This is a genomic window from Nocardioides deserti (genome assembly GCF_014266025.1).
Lineage (GTDB): Bacteria > Actinomycetota > Actinomycetes > Propionibacteriales > Nocardioidaceae > Nocardioides > Nocardioides deserti.
Genome location: NZ_JACMYC010000004.1, coordinates 205,290 through 228,256, shown reverse-complemented (window position 1 = coordinate 228,256; position 22,967 = coordinate 205,290). Strand labels below are relative to the sequence as shown.

Annotated in this window: 21 protein-coding genes; 3 read left to right on the top strand and 18 right to left on the bottom strand. The window is 73.0% G+C overall.

Annotated features, from left to right (window positions below; all coding sequences use genetic code 11):
- Nucleotides 1-50: 50 nt before the first annotated feature.
- Nucleotides 51-461 (top strand): G5 domain-containing protein, encoded by a 411-nt coding sequence (locus H7344_RS08980; protein ID WP_229706905.1) that lies wholly within the window; start codon nucleotides 51-53, stop codon nucleotides 459-461.
- Nucleotides 462-679: 218 nt separating this feature from the next.
- Here H7344_RS08980 and H7344_RS08975 read toward each other — a convergent pair whose 3' ends face one another.
- Nucleotides 680-1,957 (bottom strand): PAS domain-containing sensor histidine kinase, encoded by a 1,278-nt coding sequence (locus H7344_RS08975; protein WP_186345679.1) that lies wholly within the window; start codon nucleotides 1,955-1,957, stop codon nucleotides 680-682.
- A 19-nt stretch (nucleotides 1,958-1,976) separates the two neighbouring features.
- Nucleotides 1,977-3,506, bottom strand: a complete 1,530-nt coding sequence (locus H7344_RS08970; RefSeq protein WP_186345678.1) for a serine/threonine-protein kinase — start codon at nucleotides 3,504-3,506, stop codon at nucleotides 1,977-1,979.
- A gap of 215 nt (nucleotides 3,507-3,721) precedes the next feature.
- Here H7344_RS08970 and H7344_RS08965 point away from each other — a divergent pair, with 215 nt between their 5' ends.
- Nucleotides 3,722-5,140 carry a sensor histidine kinase gene (locus H7344_RS08965; RefSeq protein ID WP_186345677.1) on the top strand — a complete coding sequence of 473 codons (1,419 nt, stop codon included), beginning with the start codon at nucleotides 3,722-3,724 and terminating at the stop codon, nucleotides 5,138-5,140.
- A gap of 17 nt (nucleotides 5,141-5,157) precedes the next feature.
- On the opposite strand, the gene H7344_RS08960 is transcribed toward H7344_RS08965, so the two are convergent.
- From H7344_RS08960 to H7344_RS08885, 16 genes are all read right to left on the bottom strand, one after another.
- Nucleotides 5,158-6,207: a phosphotransferase family protein gene (locus H7344_RS08960; RefSeq protein WP_186345676.1), complete on the bottom strand. Its 1,050-nt coding sequence runs from the start codon at nucleotides 6,205-6,207 to the stop codon at nucleotides 5,158-5,160.
- A complete protein-coding gene (locus H7344_RS08955) occupies nucleotides 6,204-7,388 on the bottom strand; it encodes an acyl-CoA dehydrogenase family protein (RefSeq protein ID WP_186345675.1) in 1,185 nt (394 codons plus the stop codon). Before H7344_RS08955 ends, H7344_RS08960 begins: the two co-directional genes overlap by 4 nt.
- A 232-nt stretch (nucleotides 7,389-7,620) precedes the next feature.
- Entirely contained in the window at nucleotides 7,621-8,226 is a 606-nt protein-coding gene (locus H7344_RS08950) for a TetR/AcrR family transcriptional regulator (protein ID WP_186345674.1), read from the bottom strand.
- Between the two features lie 46 nt (nucleotides 8,227-8,272).
- Nucleotides 8,273-9,052, bottom strand: coding sequence for an acetoacetate decarboxylase family protein (locus tag H7344_RS08945; protein WP_186345673.1), 780 nt, complete (start codon nucleotides 9,050-9,052; stop codon nucleotides 8,273-8,275).
- A 71-nt stretch (nucleotides 9,053-9,123) separates the two neighbouring features.
- Nucleotides 9,124-9,918, bottom strand: coding sequence for an acetoacetate decarboxylase family protein (locus H7344_RS08940; protein WP_186345672.1), 795 nt, complete (start codon nucleotides 9,916-9,918; stop codon nucleotides 9,124-9,126).
- The gene (locus tag H7344_RS08935; RefSeq protein ID WP_186345671.1) at nucleotides 9,915-10,601 is read right to left on the bottom strand and encodes a nitroreductase family protein; all 687 of its coding nucleotides are present in this window, start codon (nucleotides 10,599-10,601) and stop codon (nucleotides 9,915-9,917) included. Before H7344_RS08935 ends, H7344_RS08940 begins: the two co-directional genes overlap by 4 nt.
- The gene (locus tag H7344_RS08930; RefSeq protein ID WP_186345670.1) at nucleotides 10,598-11,401 is read right to left on the bottom strand and encodes an SDR family NAD(P)-dependent oxidoreductase; all 804 of its coding nucleotides are present in this window, start codon (nucleotides 11,399-11,401) and stop codon (nucleotides 10,598-10,600) included. Before H7344_RS08930 ends, H7344_RS08935 begins: the two co-directional genes overlap by 4 nt.
- A gap of 90 nt (nucleotides 11,402-11,491) precedes the next feature.
- Nucleotides 11,492-12,487, bottom strand: coding sequence for a zinc-dependent alcohol dehydrogenase (locus H7344_RS08925; protein ID WP_186345669.1), 996 nt, complete (start codon nucleotides 12,485-12,487; stop codon nucleotides 11,492-11,494).
- Nucleotide 12,488: 1 nt separating this feature from the next.
- Nucleotides 12,489-13,322, bottom strand: coding sequence for an SDR family NAD(P)-dependent oxidoreductase (locus H7344_RS08920; protein ID WP_186345668.1), 834 nt, complete (start codon nucleotides 13,320-13,322; stop codon nucleotides 12,489-12,491).
- A complete protein-coding gene (locus H7344_RS08915) occupies nucleotides 13,319-14,320 on the bottom strand; it encodes an ABC transporter permease (RefSeq protein ID WP_186345667.1) in 1,002 nt (333 codons plus the stop codon). The genes H7344_RS08920 and H7344_RS08915 overlap by 4 nt, the downstream gene beginning before the upstream one ends.
- Nucleotides 14,321-14,330: 10 nt before the next feature.
- Nucleotides 14,331-15,884 (bottom strand): sugar ABC transporter ATP-binding protein, encoded by a 1,554-nt coding sequence (locus tag H7344_RS08910; RefSeq protein WP_186345666.1) that lies wholly within the window; start codon nucleotides 15,882-15,884, stop codon nucleotides 14,331-14,333.
- A gap of 33 nt (nucleotides 15,885-15,917) precedes the next feature.
- On the bottom strand, nucleotides 15,918-16,964 hold the full coding sequence (locus H7344_RS08905; protein ID WP_186345665.1) for a sugar ABC transporter substrate-binding protein: 1,047 nt from the start codon (nucleotides 16,962-16,964) through the stop codon (nucleotides 15,918-15,920).
- A gap of 103 nt (nucleotides 16,965-17,067) precedes the next feature.
- Complete coding sequence (locus H7344_RS08900) at nucleotides 17,068-18,618, bottom strand: class I adenylate-forming enzyme family protein (protein ID WP_186345664.1); 1,551 nt, start codon at nucleotides 18,616-18,618, stop codon at nucleotides 17,068-17,070.
- 8 nt (nucleotides 18,619-18,626) lie between these two features.
- Nucleotides 18,627-20,219, bottom strand: coding sequence for an acyl-CoA synthetase (locus H7344_RS08895; RefSeq protein WP_186345663.1), 1,593 nt, complete (start codon nucleotides 20,217-20,219; stop codon nucleotides 18,627-18,629).
- Between the two features lie 104 nt (nucleotides 20,220-20,323).
- Nucleotides 20,324-21,337, bottom strand: a complete 1,014-nt coding sequence (locus tag H7344_RS08890) for a cyclase family protein (RefSeq protein ID WP_186345662.1) — start codon at nucleotides 21,335-21,337, stop codon at nucleotides 20,324-20,326.
- An 88-nt stretch (nucleotides 21,338-21,425) separates the two neighbouring features.
- Entirely contained in the window at nucleotides 21,426-22,022 is a 597-nt protein-coding gene (locus H7344_RS08885) for a lysophospholipid acyltransferase family protein (protein WP_186345661.1), read from the bottom strand.
- A 320-nt stretch (nucleotides 22,023-22,342) separates the two neighbouring features.
- Between H7344_RS08885 and H7344_RS08880 the strand changes: the two genes are divergently transcribed.
- Nucleotides 22,343-22,957 (top strand): TetR/AcrR family transcriptional regulator, encoded by a 615-nt coding sequence (locus tag H7344_RS08880; protein ID WP_222130435.1) that lies wholly within the window; start codon nucleotides 22,343-22,345, stop codon nucleotides 22,955-22,957.
- The last annotated feature ends 10 nt before the right edge of the window (nucleotides 22,958-22,967 follow it).

Here is a 22,967-nt window from a genome sequence, read left to right as displayed (position 1 = left end):
AGCCGTCCACTCAGCCACCCGCGCCGGTCGTCACGCACAAGACGGTCCGGGTGCGGGAGAGGATCCCCTTCGGGCAGCAGGTCCGCCGGACGGACCAGCTGGACCGCGGCGAGCGGCGGATCGGTCAGCCCGGCCGAGCGGGCACCCGCGTACGGGTCGTGCGCGTGACGCTCGAGGACGGCGTCGAGGTCGCCCGCGAGATCCGTCGGACCTTCGTCGCCCGCCGGCCGGCGCCCCGGGTCACCTTGCTCGGCACCTACGTCGCGCCTCCGCCGCCGGTCGCCCCTGCAGCCTCGAGTGGCTGCGACCCGAACTACTCAGGGTGCGTCCCTGTCGCGAGTGACGTCGATTGCGCCGGAGGCAGCGGGAACGGCCCCGCGTACGCCAGCGGCGTCGTCCAGGTGCTCGGCTACGACATCTACGACCTGGACGCGGACGGCGACGGGTACGGCTGCGACTGAGCCCCGTTCCGGCCGTCTGGCCTCCAGAGTCGGCGGGTCCCGACTCGGTCCCGTCGAGCCCGTTCGCTCCGTCCTCGCGCCGAACTGCTGAACGAACGAGGCCTCGGGCATCGGCGACCTGCGCAAACGCCGTCGTCGAGGGCCCTTCGCCCAGTACTTCGGCAGCGCCGGGCACGCCCGCCGGGCCCGGCGAGTTCGGGACAGGCGCTGCGCCCTCCTCAACCAGCCGAGCTCGGCCGGCCGAGGGGGACGGCGAAGGCAAGGGTGCTGCCGCCGCCGGGGCTGCTGGTCACCCAGATCGAGCCGCCCATGAGCGTGACGAGCTGCTTGCAGATCGCGAGCCCGAGGCCGGTGCCGCCGTAGCGGCGGGTGATCGAGGAGTCGCCCTGGCTGAAGGACTGGAAGAGCTTGCCCTGCTGCTCCTCCGTGATGCCGATGCCGGTGTCCTCGACGCGGACGAGGACCTTGGTGGAGGCCGGCAGCGTCTCGGCGACCTCGACGCTGACCCGGACGGAACCCTCGGGGGTGAACTTCACGGCGTTGTCGAGGAGGTTGCCGACCACCTGGCCGAGCCGCTCGGGGTCGCCGGTGAGGCGGCGCGGCAGGTCCGGGTCGACCGTCAGCGAGAGCTCGAGCCCGCGTTCCTCGGCGACCGGGCGCACCAGGGAGACGGCGTCGCCGACGACCGTGCGCAGGTCCATGTCGACGTCGTGCACCGAGGCGCGACCGGCCTCGATCGAGGAGAAGTCGAGGATGTCGTCGACCAGCCGCAGCAGCCGCTGGCTGGACCGCTGGACGGCGGCGGCGAACCGCTCCTGCTCGGGGTCCAGGCCGCTGTCGACGAGCAGCTCGGTCGTCGCCATCACAGCGGTCAGCGGCGTGCGGATCTCGTGGCTGACGTTGGCGAGGAACATCGACTTCGCCTCGCTGGCCTGCTCGGCGCTGCGGCGCGTCCGGGCGAGCTCGCGCTGCATCCGGTTGCGCGCGGTCACGTCCTCGGCGATGCCGTACACCCCGACCACCTCGTCGTCGAGGACGATCGGCACACCGGTCACGCTCACCTCGGCGGTCGTGCCGTCGGGGCGCAGCACAACGGTCTCGAGCTGCTGCGCGCGACGCTGCACGATCTCGACGAACGCCTCGGCCACCGGTCCCTCGGCGCCGGGCTGCAACAGCTGGGCGAACGGCATGCCGATCAGCTCGTCCGCGGCGTACCCGCTCACTCGCTCGGCCGCCGGGTTCGCCTCGACGAAGCGGCCCTCGAGGTCCAGGGAGAACACGGCGCTGGGGTGGTACTCGAACAGCGAGCGGTAGCGCTCGTTCGTCTCCGCCGCCGCGCGCCGCGTCGCGGCGCCCACCTGGCCGACCGCGAGCAGGTCGGCACGGGCGCGGCGCCAGCGCGACCAGCAGTACGCCGCGAGGGCGTGGCCGCCGACCGTGGTGCTCGCGAGGACCGCGGTCCTCGCGTCGACGCCGCGTCGCCAGCTCCTGCGCACCCTCACGAGGGTATCCGGGTCAGGCGACTCCGTCGGCGACGATCCGTCCGCCGCGCACGGTGATCTCGCGGGTCTCGCTCTCGTCGCCGTCGTAGGTGAGGTCGACCAGGACGGTCCCACCGCCCTGCGGCTCGGTGCCGTCGACCCTGACCGAGCCGATGGAGGACCAGAAGCCCGAGTACGAGTCGTAGCCCAGCTCCTCCTGCAGGTCCGGCGAGAGCACCCGCCAGGCGCTCTCGTAGTCGTCGGGCAGGAGGGCGTAGTAGTCCTCGACCAGCTGCTCCTCGTTGCCGCTGCTCACCGGTGGCGTCTCCGCACTCGGCGACTCCGCGGCCTCCTCCGTCTCCTCGGGGGTCTCCCCCGTCGTCGCGGAGGTCTCCTCGCTCGGCTCCTCCTCCGCCGGCGGGTCGCTCGGCTCCTGCGACGCCGATCGGGACCGGTCGCCGCCGGGCCGGTCGGTGGCCGTACCCGCGTCCTCGTCGTCGCCGCCGAGGACACCGCTCAGCAGGGCGGCGCCGAGCGCCACGACGAGGACGACGGCGGCGACCGCCAGGGCGAGGGCGGTACGCCGTCGGCGAGGGTCGTCGGGCCCGCTCGCGGCGGGCACCGGGGCCGGCGCGGCGACCGGCGCGGGTGCGGGGGTGGGCGCAGGCGTGGGCTGCGGCTCGGGCTGGGGCTCGGGCTGGAGCTCCTCCACCGTCGTGGCGTCGGCCGCGCCGCCGACCGGCAGCAGCACGGTCGAGGCGTCGCCACCCTCGGCGACGACGCGGAGGGCGGCCGCGGCTTCGGCCATGCTGGGGCGGGCGCCGGCGTCGACCGACATCATCCGGCGGATCGGCTCGGTCAGCGCCCCGGCCCGCTGCGGCACCGGCGGCTCGTGGCCGACGATGTGCATGAGCATGGCGATCGAGTTCTCCTGCGTCGGCCACGGCGGCTCGCCCTCGACGGCCGCGTAGAGGCTCGCGCCCAGGGCCCACACGTCGTCCTCGGGCGTCGGCTGGCCGCCGCGGGCGAGGCCCGGGGAGAAGTAGAGCGGGGTCCCGGCCACCATGCCGGTCTGGGTGAGCTGCTCCTCGCCGAGGGTGCGGGCGATGCCGAAGTCAGAGATCTTCGCGACGTCGTCGTCGGTGACCAGGATGTTGCCGGGCTTCACGTCGCGGTGCACCACCCCGCGCGCGTGCGCCGCGGCGAGGCCGTCGGCGACCTGCGCACCGAGGCGGGCCGCACGGCGTACCTCTACCGGGCCCTCCTTCAACACCTCGGAGAGGTTGCGCGAGGGGAGGTACTCCATCACCAGCCAGACGTGGCCCCCGTCCTCGATCGCGTCGAAGATCGAGACGACGTTGGGGTGGTTGAGCGCCGCGGACGACCGCGCCTCGCGCAGCGCGCGCGCCAGGTGCGGCGTCGACTCGCCCGGCAGGCCGCCGACCTGCTTGACGGCGACCTCGCGGCCGAGGGTGCGGTCCTGGCAGAGCCAGACGGCACCCATGCCGCCGCGGCCGACCTCGCGCACGACGTCGTAGCGGCCGGCGATGGTCTCGGGGGGCATGCGGGGTCCTCCTGCGTGCTGCGCGGCCTTCACGGTCGGGTACCCGCTACCCGCGCGCCGGTCCCGGCAAGCGCGGGGACCCCGTCCCCTACCGGCCGAGGCCTCGCAAGCATTCGCCGGGCGACAACCGGGTAAGGGGCACTTCACCTATTTCACGACGTCGACGGCGGGCTCGGCCGCTGTCGACGGGGCAACGACGTACTGGGGGACCGAGCATGCGACGGTGGCTGGACCGCGGCGCCGGTGACGGGCGGACGGTGCTCGCCCTCGTCCTCGTCCTGACGGTGCCGTTGCTGCTCCTCGGCTGGCTGGTGCCCAGCGCACGCGACCTCGACCGTGCGGCGCTGTCCTACGAGCTGCTCGTCTACCCGTCGGTCCTCGTCGCAGGCCTGCTGTTCTACGTCTGCTGGCGCATGTCCGGGAACCCTACGACCGCGTGGCTGGCGGCCGGCGTCACGGTCGTGGGCGCCCAGGGCGTCGGCCTGGCCGCCGTGCGCCTGGCCCAGCCGACCGCGTTCGCCGCGCACGCGGGCTGGATGACCGGGATCGACCTGGCCCTGCAAGCGCTCGTCGTCGCCGGCACGGTCCTCGCGGCGCGGCGGCCGCTGCACGTCGACCCGTTCCTCGCCGGCCTGGTCGTCGGCGCGGTCGTCACCGCGCTGCGCGCGACCGCCCTCGACCTGCCCGCCCTGGGCCTGTCCGGGACGGCCCTGAGGGGGCTCGCCGTGCTGCTGTTCGTCGGCCAGGCCTGTGCCGCGCTGCTGCTGACGCGCCTGAGCGGTGCGCCCGGGTGGGTACGGCTCCGGATCGGCCTCGCGTCCGTCGCGCTCGGCTTCAGCCAGCTGGTCCTGGCGCCCGGCCTGTTCGAGGACCTCGAGGCGGCCCTCGCGACCGTCCTGCGGATCGGCGGCGCCGTTGTGCTCATCCACACCGCCCTGGCGCTCCTGCAGGTGAATACGCGCCGGTACGGGAGCACGGTGCGGAGCCTGCACCGCCGGATGGAGCACCTGGAGGCGGACGCCCGGGTCAACCGGGAGCGGCTCCACGAGATCGGCGCGACCATCGCCGGCATCGCGAACGTCTCGCAGGTCCTCCACACGCACCCGGGTATCTCGCCTGACCGGCGGCGCCACCTCGAGCAGGCGATGGACGCGGAGGCGTCCCGCCTCCAGAGGCTGATGGACGACCGGCGCACGACCCGGTTCGAGCAGGCCGACCTCGACGCCGTGCTGGAGCCGCTCGTCACCGCCCACCAGGCGCGCGGTCGCCAGGTGGCTTGGGCCCCCAGCCAGGTCAAGGCCCTCTGTCGGCCCGACGACGTCGCCGAGGTGGTGAACATCCTGCTGGAGAACGCCGCGCAGCACGCCCGCACCGCCTGCACCCTCGAGGTCGACCACGCCGCTGACGTGATCGAGATCCGGGTAGGTGACGACGGCCCCGGCGTCCCGGCTGACCTGGCCGGCACCATCTTCGACTGGGGCCGCAGCGGTCCCGCCTCCACGGGGCAGGGCATCGGCCTCCACATCGCCCACCGGCTCATGGTCGAGCAGGGCGGCGACCTGCGCCTCGAGCCCGCCCCTCCCGGGCAGGGCGCCACGTTCGTGGCCGTGCTCCCCGGCGAGGTCCCGGAGTAGCCGTCGACGCCCGCTGGTCAGAGCCGTTCGAGCCCCGCCTCGAGCAGCGGCTGCACGGCCTGGGCGGCGGTGTCGAAGCCCTCACCGTGGGTGGCGCCGGCGCGGTGCCGGTGGTCGATGCCGGCGGCGATGACGGCGAGCTTGAAGCAGCCCAGCGCGAGGTGGGCGTCCCAGTCGACGAGGGGCACGCCGCCGGCGCGCTCGTACGCCGCGGCGAGGGCGTCGGCGCTCGGCAGCCGGTCGCTGGTCCAGGCCGTGGGGAACCCCAGGACCAGGTCGAGGGCCGGGTGGCGGTAGACGCACATCATCGCGACGTCGGCGACCGGGTCGCCGATGGTCGAGAGCTCCCAGTCGACGACGGCCTCGACCCGAGGCCCGTCCGGCCCGTCGAGGGACAGCAGCGTGTTGTCGATGCGGTAGTCGCCGTGGACGACGCCGGTCGAGCGCTGGTCGAACTCCGTCGCCGCGAGCCGGCCGCCGAGCTCGGTGGCCAGCGGACCGAGCGCCGGGTCGCCGACGAGCTCCCACTGGCCGGTCCAGCGGCGCACCTGCCGCGCGGCGTACCCGTCCGGGCGGCCGAACCGCTCCAGCCCGACCGCGACGTGGTCGACGGAGTGCAGGGCGGCCAGTGTCTCGACGAGCCGAGCCGTCGTCGCCTCCAGGGTGGCGTCGTCGAGGGCGTCGAGGTCGGCGCGCGACTGGACCGTGCGACCGGTCACGAACTCGGCGACCGCGAACGGCAGGCCCACCGCCGTCGCGCCCTCCTCGGCCACCACGACCGGCCGGGCGACCGGGAAGCCGGCCGCGGCCAGCGCGCCGGTCACCCGCGCCTCCCGGCCCACGTCGTGCGCGGACGGCGTGCGACCCAGCCGGGGCGGCATCCGCATGACCCAGGCGTGGCCGGGCTCGTCACTGCCGTCGTCGAGCCGGTAGGTGAGGTTGGAGCGGCCGCCGGCGATGAGCCGCGCGCGCAGGGGCCCGGCGAGGTCCGCGCCGGCGCGGGTCATCTCGTCGGCGACCGCCGCCAGCTCCTCGGCGGAGAGGGCGGCGGCGCCGGCCTCACTCATCCGAGGTCCTTCTCGACCCGGCGCACCGCGCGCTTGGCGATCGACCAGCGGTGCACCTCGGAGGGGCCGTCGTAGATCCGGAAGGGCCGGATCTCGCGGGCGATCTTGGCGACCGGCAGCTCGGTCGAGACGCCGAGGCCGCCGCACATCTGGGTGGCCCGGTCGACCACGCGGTGCAGCGCCTCGCCGGCGAACGTCTTGGCGATCGAGGTGCTGGCCGAGGCCCGCTCCCCCGCGTCGAGCTCCTCGCACGCGGTCCTCAGCAGCGCCCGCGTCGCGGCGAGGTCGATCTCGTTGTCGGCGATCATCTGCTGGATCATCCCGAGGTCGGCGAGCCGCGAGCCGAAGGCCTGACGGCCGGCCACGTGCCGCACCGCGACCTCGTGCGCCCGCCGGGCCGCGCCGGTCCAGCGCATGACGTGGGTCATCCGCGCCGGGCCGAGCCGCACCTGCGCGTAGCGGAAGCCCTCGTCGACCCCGCCGAGCACCTCGGAGTCCGGCACGAACGCGTCCGTGTAGGTCACCTCGCAGTGCCCGCCGACCATCGAGCGGTCGACCGTGCCGACGTGGCGGACGACCTGCAGCCCCTCCGTCTCGGCGGGCATCAGGAACATCGTGGCGCCGCCCGAGCCCGCGGAGCCGGCCCCGCCGGGCTCCCCGCTCGTGCGCGCCATCGTGATGAAGAACGACGCGCCGTCGGCGCCGGTGATGAACCACTTGCGGCCGTTGACGACCCAGCCGCCGTCGACCTTCGTCGCGCGGGTCGTCAGCGCCGACGGGTCGCTGCCGGCGCCCGGCGCCGGCTCGGTCATCGCGAAGGCCGAGCGGACCTCGCCCCGCGCCAGCGGCTGGAGGTACGTCGCCCGCTGGGCGTCGGTCGCCACGTGGTCGAGCAGGTGCACGTTGCCCTCGTCGGGCGCGGCGACACCGGCCGCCAGCGGCCCGAACAGCGAGTAGCCCGCCTCCTCGAAGACCGCCGAGCGCTCGACCATGCCGAGCCCCTGGCCGCCGCAGTCGACCGGCGCGTGAGGCGCGAAGACGCCCGCGTCCCGGGCCTCCTGCTGGAGCCGCACCCGCAGGTCGTCGCCGCCCGCGGCCTCGATGTCGCCGTCGTGCTCGTCGTCCAGCGGAAGCACGCTCGTGCGGATGAACTCCCGCGTGCGGCTGACCAGGTCACTCATGCGTCTGTCCTCCTCGTCGGCGTAGCGACCGACCGATCGCTCGCTCGGTCAGCGTGACACCATCAGGCGCCGTCCGTCAACCGGTCAGCGGCCAGGTGGCGGGGGCACGACTTCCGGCCGACCGACCGGACATCTCGGGGCAGTCCTGCACATACCGGGGCAGATCTACCCCGATATGTGCAGGGGTCACCGGTTAACCGGTGACCCCTGCAGCCCACGGCCCGCGGGTCCCTCAGGCCTGAACGAGCCCACGCGCCAGGACGAGGTGGCGCGCGACCAGCTCGTCGGGGGTCAGCGGTCCGTCCTCGCGGTACCAGGACGCGACGCCCACGCACAGCGAAGCCACCGCCCGCGCGGCGTCCTCCGGATACGGCGTACCGAAGACGCCGGAGGCGGTGCCCGCCACGACGACCCGGTCGAGCATCCGCTGCTGCTCGTCGCGGCGCTCGACGTACCGCTGCCGGTTCTCCGGGACCAGGCTGCGGATCTCGCTGGACCCGACGAACGCCTGGCGCCGGCGGAACATGTGGAAGCGCAGCAGCGACTCCACGAGCGCGTCGAACTGCGCGGACGGGTCGTCCGGAGCGTCGGCCAGGGCGGCCGCGCTGCGCTCGAGCAGCTCGTCCATGACCGCCATCATCAGCGCGAGCAGGATCTCCTGCTTGGACCTGTAGTGGTGGTAGACGCCCGGCACCGACAGCCCCGCCTCGGCGGCGAGGTCGCGGATGCTCGTGCCGTGGTAGCCCTGCTCCGCGAACCGCTCCAGCGCCGCGTCGAGCACGCGCGGCAGCGTGGGGGCGTCGTACGTCCGCCAGTCCGCGAGGTCGGGAGCCGTCATGCCCTCACTCTAGGGACGACGGCCCCCGATCCCGGGCATCAGGCGGTCAGGCGGGCAGGCGCGCGGTGCTGAGCGCCGGCCAGTGGTCGGAGCGGCCGAGCGCGAGCGGCAGGAACGCGTCCGCGTCCATCTCTCCCAGCGGCACACAGCTCGCCTTCATGCCGGTCTCGACGTAGACCGCGTCGCGCAGCTCCAGCACCTCGAGGCTGTCGAGCGGGTCGTGGACGGTGCCGGTCAGCTCGAGGGTCGCGGGTCCCTTGCGGACCAGCGTGGTGCGCTGAGCGAACTCCGCCATCGTCAGCGTCGGCGGGCCGGCGAGCGCCTGCGCGCCGGGCTCGAGCTCGTACTTCACGTTGAAGTTGCGCCCCAGGACCTCGGTCGGGCCGCGGTCCGGGCCGAGGTCGGCCTCGATCCGGACCAGGGTGGTCCCGCGCCGCTCGAGGATGCCGGTCATGTGGCCGTCGTTGCGCCACAGCGTGGACGTGCCGATCTTCTTCGGCTCGCCGTAGAGATCGCGCCCGAAGAGCATCGGGACGTCGTTGTCCATGAACATCGTGAGCACGTAGTCGCCGGCGACGCCGTCGTGGCTGGCGCTGACGTAGACCGCGGACGCCGCGAAGTCCCCGACGCAGTTGCTGCGCCAGCGGCTCACCTGGACCGTGATCCGTGGCTCCGCGCCCGGGTCCAGATCGGCCGGCAGGATGTCGCGGATCGTCTCCGGGTGCGTCAGGAAGTCGACGCTCAGCGACTCGCCGCCGACGAACTCGACGTCGGCGAGCGTCGCCTGGACGGCGGCGACCTCCTCGGGTGACCTGCGGAAGCCCATGGGTTCTCCTTCGTTCGGTTCGGCTCGGTTCGGTTCGGTTCGTCTCGGTTCGTCCGGTTCGGGTGGGTGGCTCAGGGACGAGGCACGACCCGGCCGAGCGGCAGGGTGAAGTCGGTGGTCGAGGTGAACGCGTCGAGCACCCGCACCGGGGCGAACACGTGCCACGGGTCGGCGGCGCTCGCCGAGCCGAGCTCGACGGCCCCCCGTCCGCGCCACAGCTCGAGCCGGCCGTCGGCGCCGCGGTGCGAGCGGGCGCGCACGTCGACCGCGACCAGCTCGTCGACGACCGGCGGGCGGCCCGGCTCGGAGGCCGGCAGCAGGCGGTGGCTGAGCGTCGGCAGCAGCTCGGCGGTCTCCAGCGACAGCAGCTCCTCGGGCGGCAGCAGCCGCTCGGGCTGCATGGTCAGCGTCATCAGCCGGACGCCGCGCGGCCGCTCGACGGTCATCGCGAGCTGCTCGGTGCCTGGGCCGCCGCTGCCACGACCCGACCACGTGAGGTGGGCGAGCTTCTTGCCGTAGCCCCACAGCTCGCGACCGGCCGCCATCGGCGCCTCGGAGTCGGTGACGATGACCGGCTGGTACCAGAACCGCTCCTCCCCCACCCGCACGCGCACCACGAGGTAGGCCTCGAGGTACGGCCCGAACGTCGAGGTCGGGTAGTGGCACGCCCAGGCGGCGCAGACGGCCGGGTCGCTGTCCGGCTCCACGCCCTCGGGGAGGTACGCCGCCAGGCCGGTCGGGTCGGCCTCGTAGACCACCCAGGTCTGGCGCGCGCCGCGGAACTCGTAGGGCGGCGGCGGGTAGAGGGGGCCCGCGATCGGCATGGAGACGGGGCTCGCCCCGAGCATCGGGACGGGCGCGCTCACGACGTGCGGCCCGGGGACCACAGCGGCTCCGGGGTCTCGAAGCCGGCCGGCTCGCCCCACCGGTTGCGGTAGGTGACCTCGTGCGCGGGTCGGCGGGGCGCGACGCCCCACCGGCCCATCGGGTAGCCCATCGCGACGGTCGCCGCGAGGGTCCACCCGCGGTCCGGCGGCACACCGAGGACGGCCTTGGTGGAGTCGGGACGGAAGACGTCGAGCACGTTGGTCATCCCGCTGCCGACGCCCTGCGCGCGGGCGGCCAGCATCGCCGACCAGACGGCGGGGTAGGTGGAGCTGCCGTCCCGGTCGCCGCGGGAGAAGGCGAAGAACAGCAGCGGCACCTGCTCGAAGTGGTCGGCGAGGTGCTGCACGCTGGCGCGCAGCTTGCAGAACCGCACCGACGACGGCGCCTCGGGGTCGGCCTCGGCGGCCGCCACCTGCGCGGCGTAGTGCCCACGCCACAGCAGCGCCACCGCCTCGCGGTAGGGGTCGGCGAGCCGCCCGACGACCTCGCGATCGTCGACCAGGAGGAACCGCCAGGCCTGGGTGTCGCCGCCGCTGGGCGCGCGCACCGCGGCGTCCATGATCCGCGCCTGCACCTCCAGCGGCACCGGGTCGGGCCGCATCCGGCGCATCGCCCGAGTCGTGTAGAGGGTCTCCCAGACGCCGGCTGCGGCCTCGCTCATGCCGCGGTCCAGCCGCCGTCGACGACCAGGTTCGCGCCGGTCATGAAGCCGGACGCGTCGGAGGCGAGGAAGAGCGCGGCGGAGACCAGCTCTTCGGGGATGCCGAAGCGCCCGAGCGGGATCTTGCCGAGCAGGTGTCCGCGCCACTTGTCGTGGCCGCGCAGCCCCTCGGTCATGTCGGTCTCGAAGTAGCCCGGCGAGAGGGTGTTGACCCGCACGCCGCGCTCGGCCCACTCCAGCGCGAGGGTGCGGGTGAGGGCGTCCACGGCACCCTTGCTCGCGGCGTACGCCGCCATCCGCTCCATGCCGACCTGGCCGTGGATGCTGGAGATGTTGACGACGGCGCCACGGCCGCCGGCCAGCATCAGCTTCCCCGCCTCCCGGGCGCACAGGAACGAGCCCGTGACGTTGACGTCGAGCACGTGGCGCCACTCGTCCTCGTCGACGAGCTCGGCGCGCTTGAAGATCGGGCTGACGCCGGCGGAGTTCACCAGCGCGTCCAGACCGCCCCAGCTCTCGGCGATCGTGGCGGCCGCGGCGTCGACGGCGGCACCGTCGGAGACGGACCCGACCAGGACCAGGGGCTTGCCACCGAGCTCCTCGATCTCGTCCGCGACCTGCTGCACCGTGTCCGCGGACCGCGCCGTCAGGGCCACCCTGGCGCCGGCGGCGGCGAAGCCGAGCGCCATCGCCCGGCCCAGCCCGCGGCTGGCACCGGTGACCCACACGCGCTGGTCGGTGAGGTCGAAGGTGACCGAGGACGAGTGCTGTCCCGGTCGCGTGGTGGAGGGGATGGTCATGACGGACTCCTAGCTACGGGTGCCGCGGGCACAGGGCCGCGGCACCGCGCCCGGTCGGGCGTGGTGGTGGGGGGCGTGCGGAGACGAGGGTCAGGCGCGCGGCACGATGGCCGCCTTGACGACGTGGTCCTCCGGCCGGGGCGCGTCGAGCGCGCGGTCGGCCTGGTCGAGCGGGTAGCGGTGGGTGACGAGCTCGGCGAGCGAGACGCGACGGGAGACGATCAGGTCAACGGCGGCGGCGAAGTCGGTGTCGACGTACCCGAAGGACCCGGTCACCCGGTGGGCGCCCACCGGCCACGGGACCGCGGCGTCGTTGAGCCCGACCAGGACGACGGGGGCCGCCGGTGCGAGCAGGGGCAGCGCGGCCGTGACGGCGGCAGGCACGCCCGAGGCGTCCAGCAGGGCGTCGTACGACGCCGCGCCGGTCGGCTCGCCGGGCGCCGAGGTGGTCGCTCCGAGCCGGGCCGCGGCGTCGCGCCGGTGCTCGACCGGCTCGACGACGTGGACGGTGAGGTCGCGGGCGAGGGCCGCCGCCGTGACGGTCAGCCCCACGGCGCCCGCGCCGGTGACGAGGACGTGCCCACCCGCGTTGACCGCGGCCAGGCCGACGGCGTGGAGCGCGACGGCGAGCGGCTCGGCCCACAGCAGGTCGAAGGGGTCCGTGGCGGCCGGGACCGGCACGACGTCGCGGCCGACGACCACGTCGGGCAGGTGGAGCTGCTCGGCGAAGGCGCCCTGCGCTCCGTAGCCCAGCGAGCGGCCCGCGGTGGACCCGCAGAGGTGGGTGTCGCCGTCGTGGCAGTAGGCGCACTCGCCGCACGAGCGCATCGGCCGCACCGCGACCCGCGTGCCCGGCTCGAGCCCGAGCGCCGCGCCGGCGACGGCCACGGTCGCGGACAGCTCGTGGCCCATCACCTGCCCCGGCTCGACGTAGTGCCCGTGGGCGTAGGAGGCCAGGTCCGACCCGCAGACGCCGCACGCCTCGACGTCGAGGAGCACGTCGGTCGGGCCGACCGGGGGCTGCTCGAGCGGCTCGGTGCGGACGTCGCGCGGGGCGTGCAGCACGGCCCCCAACGGATGGGACATGTCAGTGCATCTCCTGTCCGCCGGTGACGTTGAGCGCCTCGCCGGTGACGAAGGAGGCGCCCTCGGACGCCAGGTAGACCGCGGCCGCGGCGACGTCCTCGGGGGTGCCGAAGCGACGCGCCGGGATCTGGCGGGCCAGCCGCCTGCGGTAGTCCTCCTCGGTGCGGCCGGCGGCGCCGGAGAAGGTCTCGTAGACGCCCCCCTTGACCGCCAGCAGCGGGGTGTCGATGGTGCCGGGGCAGATCGCGTTGACCGTGACGCCGTGCTGGCCGAGCTCGCCGGCCATCGACTGGGTCAGCCCGACCACCGCGAACTTCGCAGCGGAGTACGCCGCGAGCAGCGGCTGGCCGGTCTTGCCCGCCTGGGAGGCGATCGTGATGATCCGCCCGCTCTCCTGCGGCACCATCCGCCGCGCCGCCTCACGGGCGACGAGGAACGCGCCGGTCGCCATGACGTCGATGTTGACCTGCCAGTCGGCGAGCGTGAGCTCGGTGACCGGCGACAGCCCGATCGCCAGGCCGGCGCAGTTGACGACCACGTCGACGCGGCCGTGCTCGGCGACGGCGGCGTCGAAGAGCGCGGCCACCTGCTGCTCGTCGGTCACGTCGCACGGGACCGCGGTGACCGTCCCGAGCTCGGCGAGCTCGGTGGCGGCCGTCGCGAGGTGGTCCGGCGGCGCGACCTCGTAGTCGGGGTGACTGGCCAGGGGCGCGCCCACGTCCGAGAGCACCAAGGTGTCCCCGAGCCGCAGGAACGACTCCGCGATGGCCCGGCCCATCCCACCCGCCCGGGCGCCGCCGGTGACGACGACGACCCGGGGCTGCTGCGCACTCATCGGCGCCTCATGACGAGGAAGCTCGCGGCGAAGACGGCCAGGAGCAGGATGATGCCGCGCACGGCGTACTGCCAGAAGGTCTCGACGCCCATGATCGACAGGCCGTTGTTGATGACGCCGATCAGCAGCACGCCGATGACCGTGCCGAGGATGTGGAAGCGGCCGGGGCGCAGCGTCGAGGCGCCGATGAACGCCGCGGCGAAGGAGTCGAGCAGGTAGGTGTCGCCCACGCCCTGCGGGCGGCCGACGCCGAGGTTCGCGGCCACGATCATGCCGCCGAGGGCGGCGCAGGCCGCCGAGATGCCGAGCGCGAGCAGGGCGTAGCGCTTGACCGGGATGCCGGAGAGGCGGGCGGTCTCGGCGTTGCCACCGATGGCGTACATGTGGCGGCCCAGCTGGGTCTGCTCGAGGAAGACGTAGAGCACGACGGCGACGATGAGGAGGAAGACCACCGGCATCGGGATCGGGCCGATCTCGCCCTGGCCCATGATCAGGAAGCCGTCGGGGATCCCGGACAGGATCGTCTGGGAGTCCGAGACGCCGAGCACGACGCCGGTGAGGATGGAACCGACGGCGAGGGTGACGATGAACGCCGACACACCGCCGTAGGCGACCACGACGCCGTTGAAGGCGCCGATGACCAGGGCGAGCGCGAGGACGACGAGCACGGCGACCGCGGGACTGCCGAAGGTGCCCTCCGCGAGCCACTTGCAGGCGAGGTAACCACCGAGGGTGGCCATGCCGGCGAGGCTCAGGTCGAAGAGGCCCTGCACCAGCGCGACGGTCAGGCCGAGCGCGATGATCCCGAGGATCGAGACCTGGTTGAGGATGTTGAAGAAGTTCTGGCTGGTCGCGAAGACGTCGGGCTTCAGCAGGCTGAAGATCGCGACGCACGCGACCAGGCTGGCGATGGTTCCGTAGCGGCTGACGACGTCGATGAGCTTGTCGCTCGTCGACGTCTCGCGCCGCGGGCCGGTCGCCTGGGGCGACTCGGCCACTGCTGTCGAGCTAGACACTCTTCCTCCCGAAGGACAGTCGCATGATCGAGTTGACGGTGATGTCGTCGCCGGCGAGCTCGCCGACGACCGCTCCGTCGTGCAGGACGAGGACCCGGTCGCAGACCCGGACGAACTCCTCGAGCTCGGTGGAGGTGAAGACGACAGCGGCGCCGTTGTCGGCGAGGCTGCGAGCGAGGCCGTAGATCTCGCCCTTGGTGTGGACGTCGACCGCTGCGGTGGGCGAGTCGAGGAGGTAGACCTTGGCCCGGCGCAGCAGCCACCGGCCGATGACGACCTTCTGCGCGTTGCCGCCCGAGAGCGTGCGGACCTCCTTCTCGAGGCCGCCGCTCTTCAAGCTCAGCTGCGCCATGACCTCGGCGACCTCGCTGCGCTCCCGGCCCCGCCGCATGAGGCGCAGCACCGGGTCGGTCCGGTAGGACTTCGTCGAGGCGAGGGTGGCGTTCTCGCGGATGGAGAGGTCGCTGACCAGGCCCTGGGCGAGCCGGTCCCGCGGAACGAGAGCCATGCCGGCCGCGACCGCCTGCTGCGGGTTGCGGATCCGTCGCGGGGTGCCCTCGACGAGCACCTCGCCGTGGACCCGGCGCATGCCGTACAACGACTCGACGACCTCGCCGGCGCCCTCGCCGGGCAGGCTGGCGATGCCGACGACCTCCCCCGCCCGGGCCTGCAGGTCGACGCCCCGCAGGACGTCTCCCCGCAGGCCCCGTGCCTCCAGCACGACCTCGCGCGGCGGCGCGGTCGCGGTGAACGCCTCGTGGGCGATCGCCTTCTCCGCGCCGACGAGCTGGTCCACCAGGCTGTCGTGGTCGAGCTCGGCGGCCTGCCAGGTCCCGACCAGCCCGCCGTCCCGCATGACGGTGATCCGGTCGCAGACCTTGAACACCTCGTTGAGCCGGTGGGTGACGAAGACGAAGCCGATGCCCTCCTCCGCCAGGCGACGCATCTGCGAGAACAGCGTGTCGACCTCTGCGGGCTGGAGCGAGGTGGTCGGCTCGTCGAGGATGATGACCCGCGCGTTGCTGGCCAGCGCCTTGGCGACGGCCACCATCGCCTGCTCGTGGGCACCGAGGCTCGAGACCTCGCGGTGCGGGTCCAGGTCCGGCAGGCCGACCCGGTCGAGCAGCGCCCGGGTGCGACGGTGCGCGGAGCGCCAGTCGACGAGGACGCCGATGCGCCGGCCGAGGCCCTCGACCATCAGCACGTTCTCGGTCACGGAGAGCTCCGGGACGAGGTTGCCGTGCTGGTGGACGACCGAGATCCCCAGCGCCTGGGCCTGCTGCGGGTTGCGCACCTCCACCTTCGAGCCGTCGATCTCGACGGTCCCCGACGTCAGCGCGATCGCGCCCGCCAGGGCTTTGATGAGGGTGGACTTGCCGGCGCCGTTCTCGCCGAGGAGCGCGTGGACCTCCCCCGCCTCCAAGGAGAAGTCCATGTGGTCCAGGGCCCGGGTTCCCGGGTAGTCCTTGACCGCCTCGCGGACCCTCAGGAGCGGGCCGGGGCGGGCGGCGGACTCCCGCCCCGGCTCGTTCTGTGTCGTCGTCACGTCAGCTGCCTGTCGCTCGGTGGTGGATGCGGCTCAGACCTCGCCGGGGAAGAACGCGCAGTTCTCCCAGTCCGGCTCCTCGCCCTCGGCGGGGACGGTCTGCTCGTTGACGAGGCAGGGCTTCATGTAGACGACCTTGCTGGGCAGCGTGCCGCCGCCGACGATCGTCTCGATGGTCTCGATGGCCTTGGCACCCATGAGCGGGAACGGGTTGGCCGGCTCCATCTTGTACGGCGAGCCCTCGCGGATGAGGTCCCAGGCGAAGGAGTTGCCGTCGAAGCCGACCGCGAAGACCTTGTCCTCCAGGCCGGCCTCCTCGATGGCGCGGACGGCCGAGGGGGCCAGCTCGTCCCAGCCGAGCCAGATCGCGTCGATGTTCTTGTCCGACTGCAGCAGGTTGGTCAGCTGGTCGTAGGAGTCCTCGACCTGGCCGGGGACCTTGACCTCGATCTCGCGGACGACCTCGATGTCGGGGTTCTCGCTCATGACGGCGTCGAAGCCGGCGTCGCGGTCGCGCAGCGCCTGGAGGACGGTCCAGTTCAGCTTGACCACCCGGCCCTTGCCCTCGAGGCGGTTGGCCATCTCGGCGGTCATCAGCGAGCTGTTGATGAACTCGTTCGTGCCGATCTCGGCGTCCACGCCCTCGACGAAGCCGCCGTAGATGGAGACGAACGGGATGTCGGCCGCGTCGGCCTCCTTCATCACGCCGGTCATCTGGGCGTTGGGCGAGGAGTTGTTGACGATGACGTCCACGCCGCGGCTGATGAAGTCGCTGGCGGCGTTGTTCGTGGCCGCCTGGTCGCCCTGGCCGTCGAAGACCTCGACCGTCCAGCCCTTCTCCTCGGCGGCCTCGACGAACTGGTCCTTGATGCCGTTGATGCTGGGCGAGTTGAGGTTGACCGCGACGAAGCCGATGGACAGGTCCTCGACCGGCCCTGCGGCCTGGCCGGAGTCGCCGTTGCTGCTGTTGTCGCCGCTGTTGCCGTTGCTCGACGACTCGTCGTCGCTGTCCATGGAACAGCCGACGAGCGAGAGGGAGACCGCCAGGGCGGCCGCCGTCAGGCGGATGGTGCGCTTCATTCCGTGCTCCTTCAGGGCAGGGTGGAACCAGGTGTCCGGGTGGTGTGCTGGTGGTGTGCAGGTGGAGGTGGACGGTGCTGCTGACGTGGCGAGCGGGTGGCGGTCAGCCGTCGCGGAGGAGGGCCTTGACCACCTTGCCGCCGGGATTGCGCGGTAGCTCGTCCCGGATCTCGACCACGGAGGGGACCTTGTAGTGGGCGAGGTGCTCGCGGCAGAAGGCTCGGACCTCGTCGGGTGTGAGGCCGGACCCCGGTGTGGCGACGACGTGGGCGACCACGCGCTCGCCGTACTGCTCGTCCGGCACGCCGACGACGGCGGCGTCCAGGACTCCCGAGTGCTGGTGGAGGACGTTCTCGACCTCGAAGCTGAAGACGGACTCGCCGCCGCGTTTGATGACGTCCTTGAGCCGGTCACGCAGGACCACGAAGCCGTCCTCGAGGACGGCGGCGTCGCCGGTGGCGATCCAGCCGTCGGGGTCGGTCAGGGGCGCGATGCCGTCGGCGGTCCAGTAGCCGAGGGCGACCTGGCCGCCCCGGACGACGATCTCGCCGACCTCGTCCGGGGCGGCGTCCTGGTCGCCGGCGCCGGGGCGGCGCAGCCGCAGCTCGGTCAGCGGCAGCGGCCGGCCGACCGTGTGCGGCATCCGCACGGCGTCCTCGCCGCCGACGTAGGTGATCATCGAGCAGGTCTCGGTCATCCCGAAGCCGTTGCCGAGCGTCGCCTGCGGCATCGCTGCCCGCATCCGCTCCAACAGCGCGGTCGGCATCGGCGCGCCGCCGAACAGGGCCAGCCGGAAGCCGGCCAGGGCGTCGTCGCCGGTCTCCTCGGCGTGCCCGAGCAGGCGCCACCACATGGTCGGAGCGCCGACCGTGGAGGTGCAGCCGTGCTCGCGGACCGCGGCCAGGGCACGGCCGGCCTCGAAGCCGTCGAGGAGGTACGCCGTGGCGCCGAGCAGGACGACCGGCACGGTCTGGGAGCACAGCCCGGTGATGTTGAACTGCGGGACCATCACCAGCTCGACGTCCTCGGGACGTCGGCCGATCACGGTGGTGCAGGTGACGGCGTTCTGCAGCGCGTTGCCGTGGCTGATCACCACGCCCTTGGGGCGGCCGGTCGTGCCGGAGGTGTACATGATCGCCGCGGGCGCGTCCGTACCCGGCGTGTCGGCCGGCAGGTCGGCCTCCGGCCCCCCGGCGAGGAACCGGCCGTCGGCGTCGACGACCTCCACCCGGGGCGCGGCGGACACCGCGGCGCACGTCGCGGCCGCGGCCTCCGTCATGCCCGGCCCCACCAGGAGCAGGCCGGGGCCGCTGTCGCCCACGAGGACCGCGAGGTCGGCGGCCGTCAGCCGGTGGTTGAGCGGGACGACGACCGCCCCGGCCGCCCAGGTGGCGAGCACGGCGGTGGTGAAGGGCAGGCCGTTGCCGGCGAGCACCGCCACGCGGTCGCCCTCGGTGACGCCGGCCCCCCGCAGGCGGCGGGCGAGCCCGTCCACCTCTCCACCGATCTCGGCCCAGGTGGTCCGGCCGGACGGGGTGACGAACGCCGGGTGGTCACCGCGCGCCGCGACGGTGCGGCGCAGCATGTCGACCAGGTCGACCGGCAGCGGCACGTCGTAGTGGCGGATCCCGCGCTCGTCGGTGCGGGTGGGCACGGCGGCGTTCACTCGGTCTGCCCCGTCTGCGCGAAGAGCTCCCAGTAGCTGTCCCGCAGGTCGCGCTTGAGGATCTTCCCCGAGGCGTTGCGCGGCAGCTCGTCGACGTAGACCACGGCGGAGGGCTTCTTGTACGACGCCAGGTCGCTCTTGAGGAACGCCAGGACGTCCTCGGAGCTGGGCCGCTCGTCGCCGGCGGCCACGACGACCGCGACCGGGGTCTCGACCCAGCGCGGGTGCGGGACGCCGACGACCGCGACCTCGCGGACGGCCGGGTGCCGCTCGACGGCGCGCTCGACCTCGGCGGGGTAGATGTTCTCCCCACCGCTGATGATCATGTCCTTGACCCGGTCCACGACGTAGATGAAGCCCTCGTCGTCCTGGCGGACCAGGTCGCCGCTGTGGAACCAGCCGCCGCGGAACGCGTCCGCGGTGGCCTCGGGCAGCTTGTAGTAGCCCTTCATCACCGTCGGGCCTCGGTAGACGATCTCGCCGACCTCGCCCGGGGCCACGTCGCGGCCCTCGTCGTCGACGATGCGCACCTCGACGTTCACGGCGGGCAGGCCGACCGAGCCCATCTTGCGCACCGCGTCACCGGCCTTGAGGAAGCAGGTGTTCGACGACATCTCGGTCTGGCCGAAGGCGTTGACGATGCCGACGTTCGGGAACGTCGTGACCAGCAGCTCGAGCGTGCTCGGCGGCGCCTGGGAGGCACCCCACAGCGCGCGGCGCAGGTTGGTGGTGTCGATCTTCGCCGCCAGCGGGTGCTCGCAGATCTGCTGCCACTGGGTCGGCACGAAGTAGCACATGTCCGGCTGGTGCTTCTCCAGCAGCCGGAGCGACTCCTCGGGGTCGAAGCCGGTCGACGGGGTGATGATGCAGGTGCCGGCGAGGTAGATGAAGGGCAGCAGGCCGTTGACGCCGCCGATGTGGAACAGCGGCAGGCCCGAGAGCCAGGTGTCGCCCGGCCGTGCCTCCATCTCCAGGATCCAGTTGATGGTGTTGCACACCAGGTTCTGGTGGGTGAGCATCGCGCCCTTGGGGCGGCCGGTCGTGCCCGAGGTGTACATGAGGAACGCGAGGTCGTCCTCGTCCACGTCGGCAGCAGGCGCCTCGGCCGAGCCGGCGGCGAGCAGCTCCTCGTAGGACTCGGCCCGGCCCTGCGGCGTACCCGTCGTGGCGACGAGGCGCACCGCGGCGAGGCCGTCGGTCGACTCCAGCGCGACGGTCGTCAGCTCGTCGTCGGTGAGGACCGCGACGGCGTCGGAGTCGGAGAGGATGTAGGCCAGCTCGGTCGGGGCGAGGCGGAAGTTGACGGGCACGGGGCAGGCGCCGAGCTTCTGGCAGGCGAAGAACGACTCCACGACCTCGAGCCGGTTGTACATCAGCACCGCGACCTTGTCGCCGTGCTGGACGCCGCGGTCGGCCAGGGCGTTGGCGAGGCGGTTGGTCCGCTCGTCGAGCTCGGCGAAGGTCAGGGAGGCGTCCTCGAAGACGACGGCGGTCCGCTCGGGCGCGCGGCGGGCGTTGCGCGCCAGGATCTCGCCCAGGACGAGCCTGCGGCTGCGGGCCAGCTCGCTGTCGTGCTGCGTGGTGTGCATGCGTGGGTGTCCTCGTGGTTCGTGGCGGTGGGTGACGCGCGACGCGCGGGCCGGCCCGTGGTGCAGGGCGGGCCGGCCCGGGCGTCGGGCGCGGGCGGTTCGGCTCAGAAGACCGCGACGGGGTTCGCCGGCGAGCCGGACGCGTTCGTCACGTTCAGCGGCGGCGCCGAGAGGAAGAACTCGTAGCGGCCGAGCTCCTCGCAGGTGGCGGAGAGGTCCTCGAGCCACCACACCTCGCCGAGCGTCAGGCCGAGGTCGCGGATCAGGCGGGCGTGCAGCGGGTAGACGTGCTCGAAGGGCTCCTCGTGGGGCTCGACCTCGACCGCGATGTTGTCCATCGCCAGCGAGGCGACGTCCTTCTCCGCGAGCCAGTCGACGACGGCACGGGTGATGCCCGGAGCACCGACCTTCCAGTACTCCATCTTGTCCTCGAGCTGGTAGTACCACGGCACGTGCCCGGTGCGGATGACGAGCATGTCGCCCTCGCCGACGGTCACGCCCTGGGCCTCGGCGCACGCGTCGAGGTCGTCGGGGGTGATGCCGTACTGCGGCTGGAGGCGGTCGACGCCCTTGAACTTCGGCAGGTCGAGCAGGACGCCCCGGCCCACCAGCGTGTCCTTCATCTGGTGGATCGAGCCACGACGGGCGCCGGCGTAGGACTCGACGTTGCCGATCCAGAAGCCGTTGAACATCGTGTCCTTGTAGAAGAAGTGGGACAGGCCGTCCCACTGCGTGCTGCCCTGGAGCGGCATGAAGATGTAGTCGTCGGTGCCCTGGAAGTTCGGGTAGTCCTGACCGGCCTTGGTGCCGGCGACGAAGTCGGACCCGGTGTAGCCGTAGAGGTGCACGACGCCGGTGCGCGTCGGGTGGACCGGGCCGGTGCTGTCCAGGGGGATCGCGCAGCTGACGACCTTGCCGGTCTCGATGAGCTTCGCGGCCGCGGCCACGCGCTCCGGGGTGAGCAGGTTGGCCGTGCCCTTCTCGTCCAGGTCGCCCCAACGCCCCCAGTTGTTGGGAGTGCGGTCGTTGACGTAGCCGATGACCTTGCCGTTGGCATCGACGGAGAACACCGGCGGCGTCCACTCGTCCGACCACTTGCCATCTGCTGTGCGGCCCATGTGCTTCCTCCTGGTTGCTGTGCGGGGGTCTCGGGTGGTGCTGGTCAGGTCGGTTCGGGGGTCTTCCGGCTCCGGCTCGGGCGCCGGCTCAGGCGGCTGTCCGGGCCGCGGCGACGGCCGCTGCCCAGTCCGCCTCGGTGAGGCGCTCGAGGACGCTCGTCACCTGCTGCGGGGCGAGCAGCGTGACCTCGCGCTGGACGAGCTCGGTCACGCTCGGCAGGTCGGCGGCGGGGCCGGGCACGCACACGTGGCCGCCGCGGCGCACCGCGCGGACGGCGGAGCGGACGTCGTCCGCCGCCACCACCACCGAGGCCCGGCCGGAGGCCTCGCGAGCAGCGACCTGCGCCTTGAGGTCGGGGTCGGTCACGGACGGGGCGGCGAGGACCGTGCCGTCGACGAGCAGGCGGGCGAGCACGAGCGTCGCGGACCCCTCGTGGCCGACCACGAGCGTGGTGCGGGCGGCAGGCGCCTCGAGCAGGGCGGCGACAGCCAGCACGGCGGACCGCAGCGCCGGTAGGACGTCGCCGGGCAGCGCTGGGCTCGAGGTCCGGGCCGTGCCGTGCGGGCTCCGGCACCACAGCGCCGCGCCGGCGGCGCAGGGCTCGCAGGTGCCGCACGAGCGGTCGGCCAGCAGCGCCTCGGCGCCGACGGTGTCGACGCCGAACGAGCTTCTGAGCTCGGTCATCTGCAGGCCCCCTTCCGCCCGACTCGTCGGTCGGTTCGCATGGCGAGGACGCTAGGTAACCCCGGTCACACTGTCAAGGGGTTGCCGGTGACTGCGCTCACATTTTCCGATCGTTTACCTGCGGAACAGCGCCACTCCGGGGCGGCGGCGAGACCAGATCGCGGTTCTAGACCGGCCGACCGGTCGGCCGACGACCGGATTTGTCCTGGGTTTTCCCGACCAACGAGTCGGTTTTCTCCGGTCCGGGCATTAGAGTCCCCTCGTCAGCCATGGAAGGACGCCTGCACGTGAAGACAGTGGACAGAGCAGCACGACGTCGGATGTCGTCGACCGAGCGGCGTCAGCAGATCGTCAGCCGGGCCGCCGGGCTCTTCGACAAGACCGGCTACTCGAGCACGACGATGGACGACATCGCCAAGGAGGTCGGGGTCGCCAAACCCACCCTGTACCACTACTTCCCGAGCAAGGACGACATCCTCCACGCCATCCACGAGGAGTTCATCGACCTGCTGATCGACCGCCACGAGGCACGGAGCGAGACCGGCCTGCGTGCCGAGCAGCTGCTCCTCGAGGTCATGGCGGACATCCTCGAGCTGATGGAGACCCACCGCGGGCACGTCCGGGTGTTCTTCGAGCACCACCGGGAGCTGCCGGCGGAGGCGCGCGGGCCGATCAAGGCCAAGCGCGACCGCTACGAGCGCATCGTCGAGGACCTCATCGCTGCCGGTGTCGAGTCCGGGGTCTTCCGCCAGGCGGACCCGCACCTGGCCGCCCTGGCGGCCTTCGGCATGTGCAACTGGGCCTACCAGTGGTACCGCCCCGGCGGCCGCTTGCGGTCGCGCGAGCTGGCCTACCAGTTCTGGAACTACCTCGTCTACGGGCTCGGCACCGACCAGCTGACGCCCGCGGCCGCGCGCGCCGTCCCGCCGGCCTGATCGGGCGCAC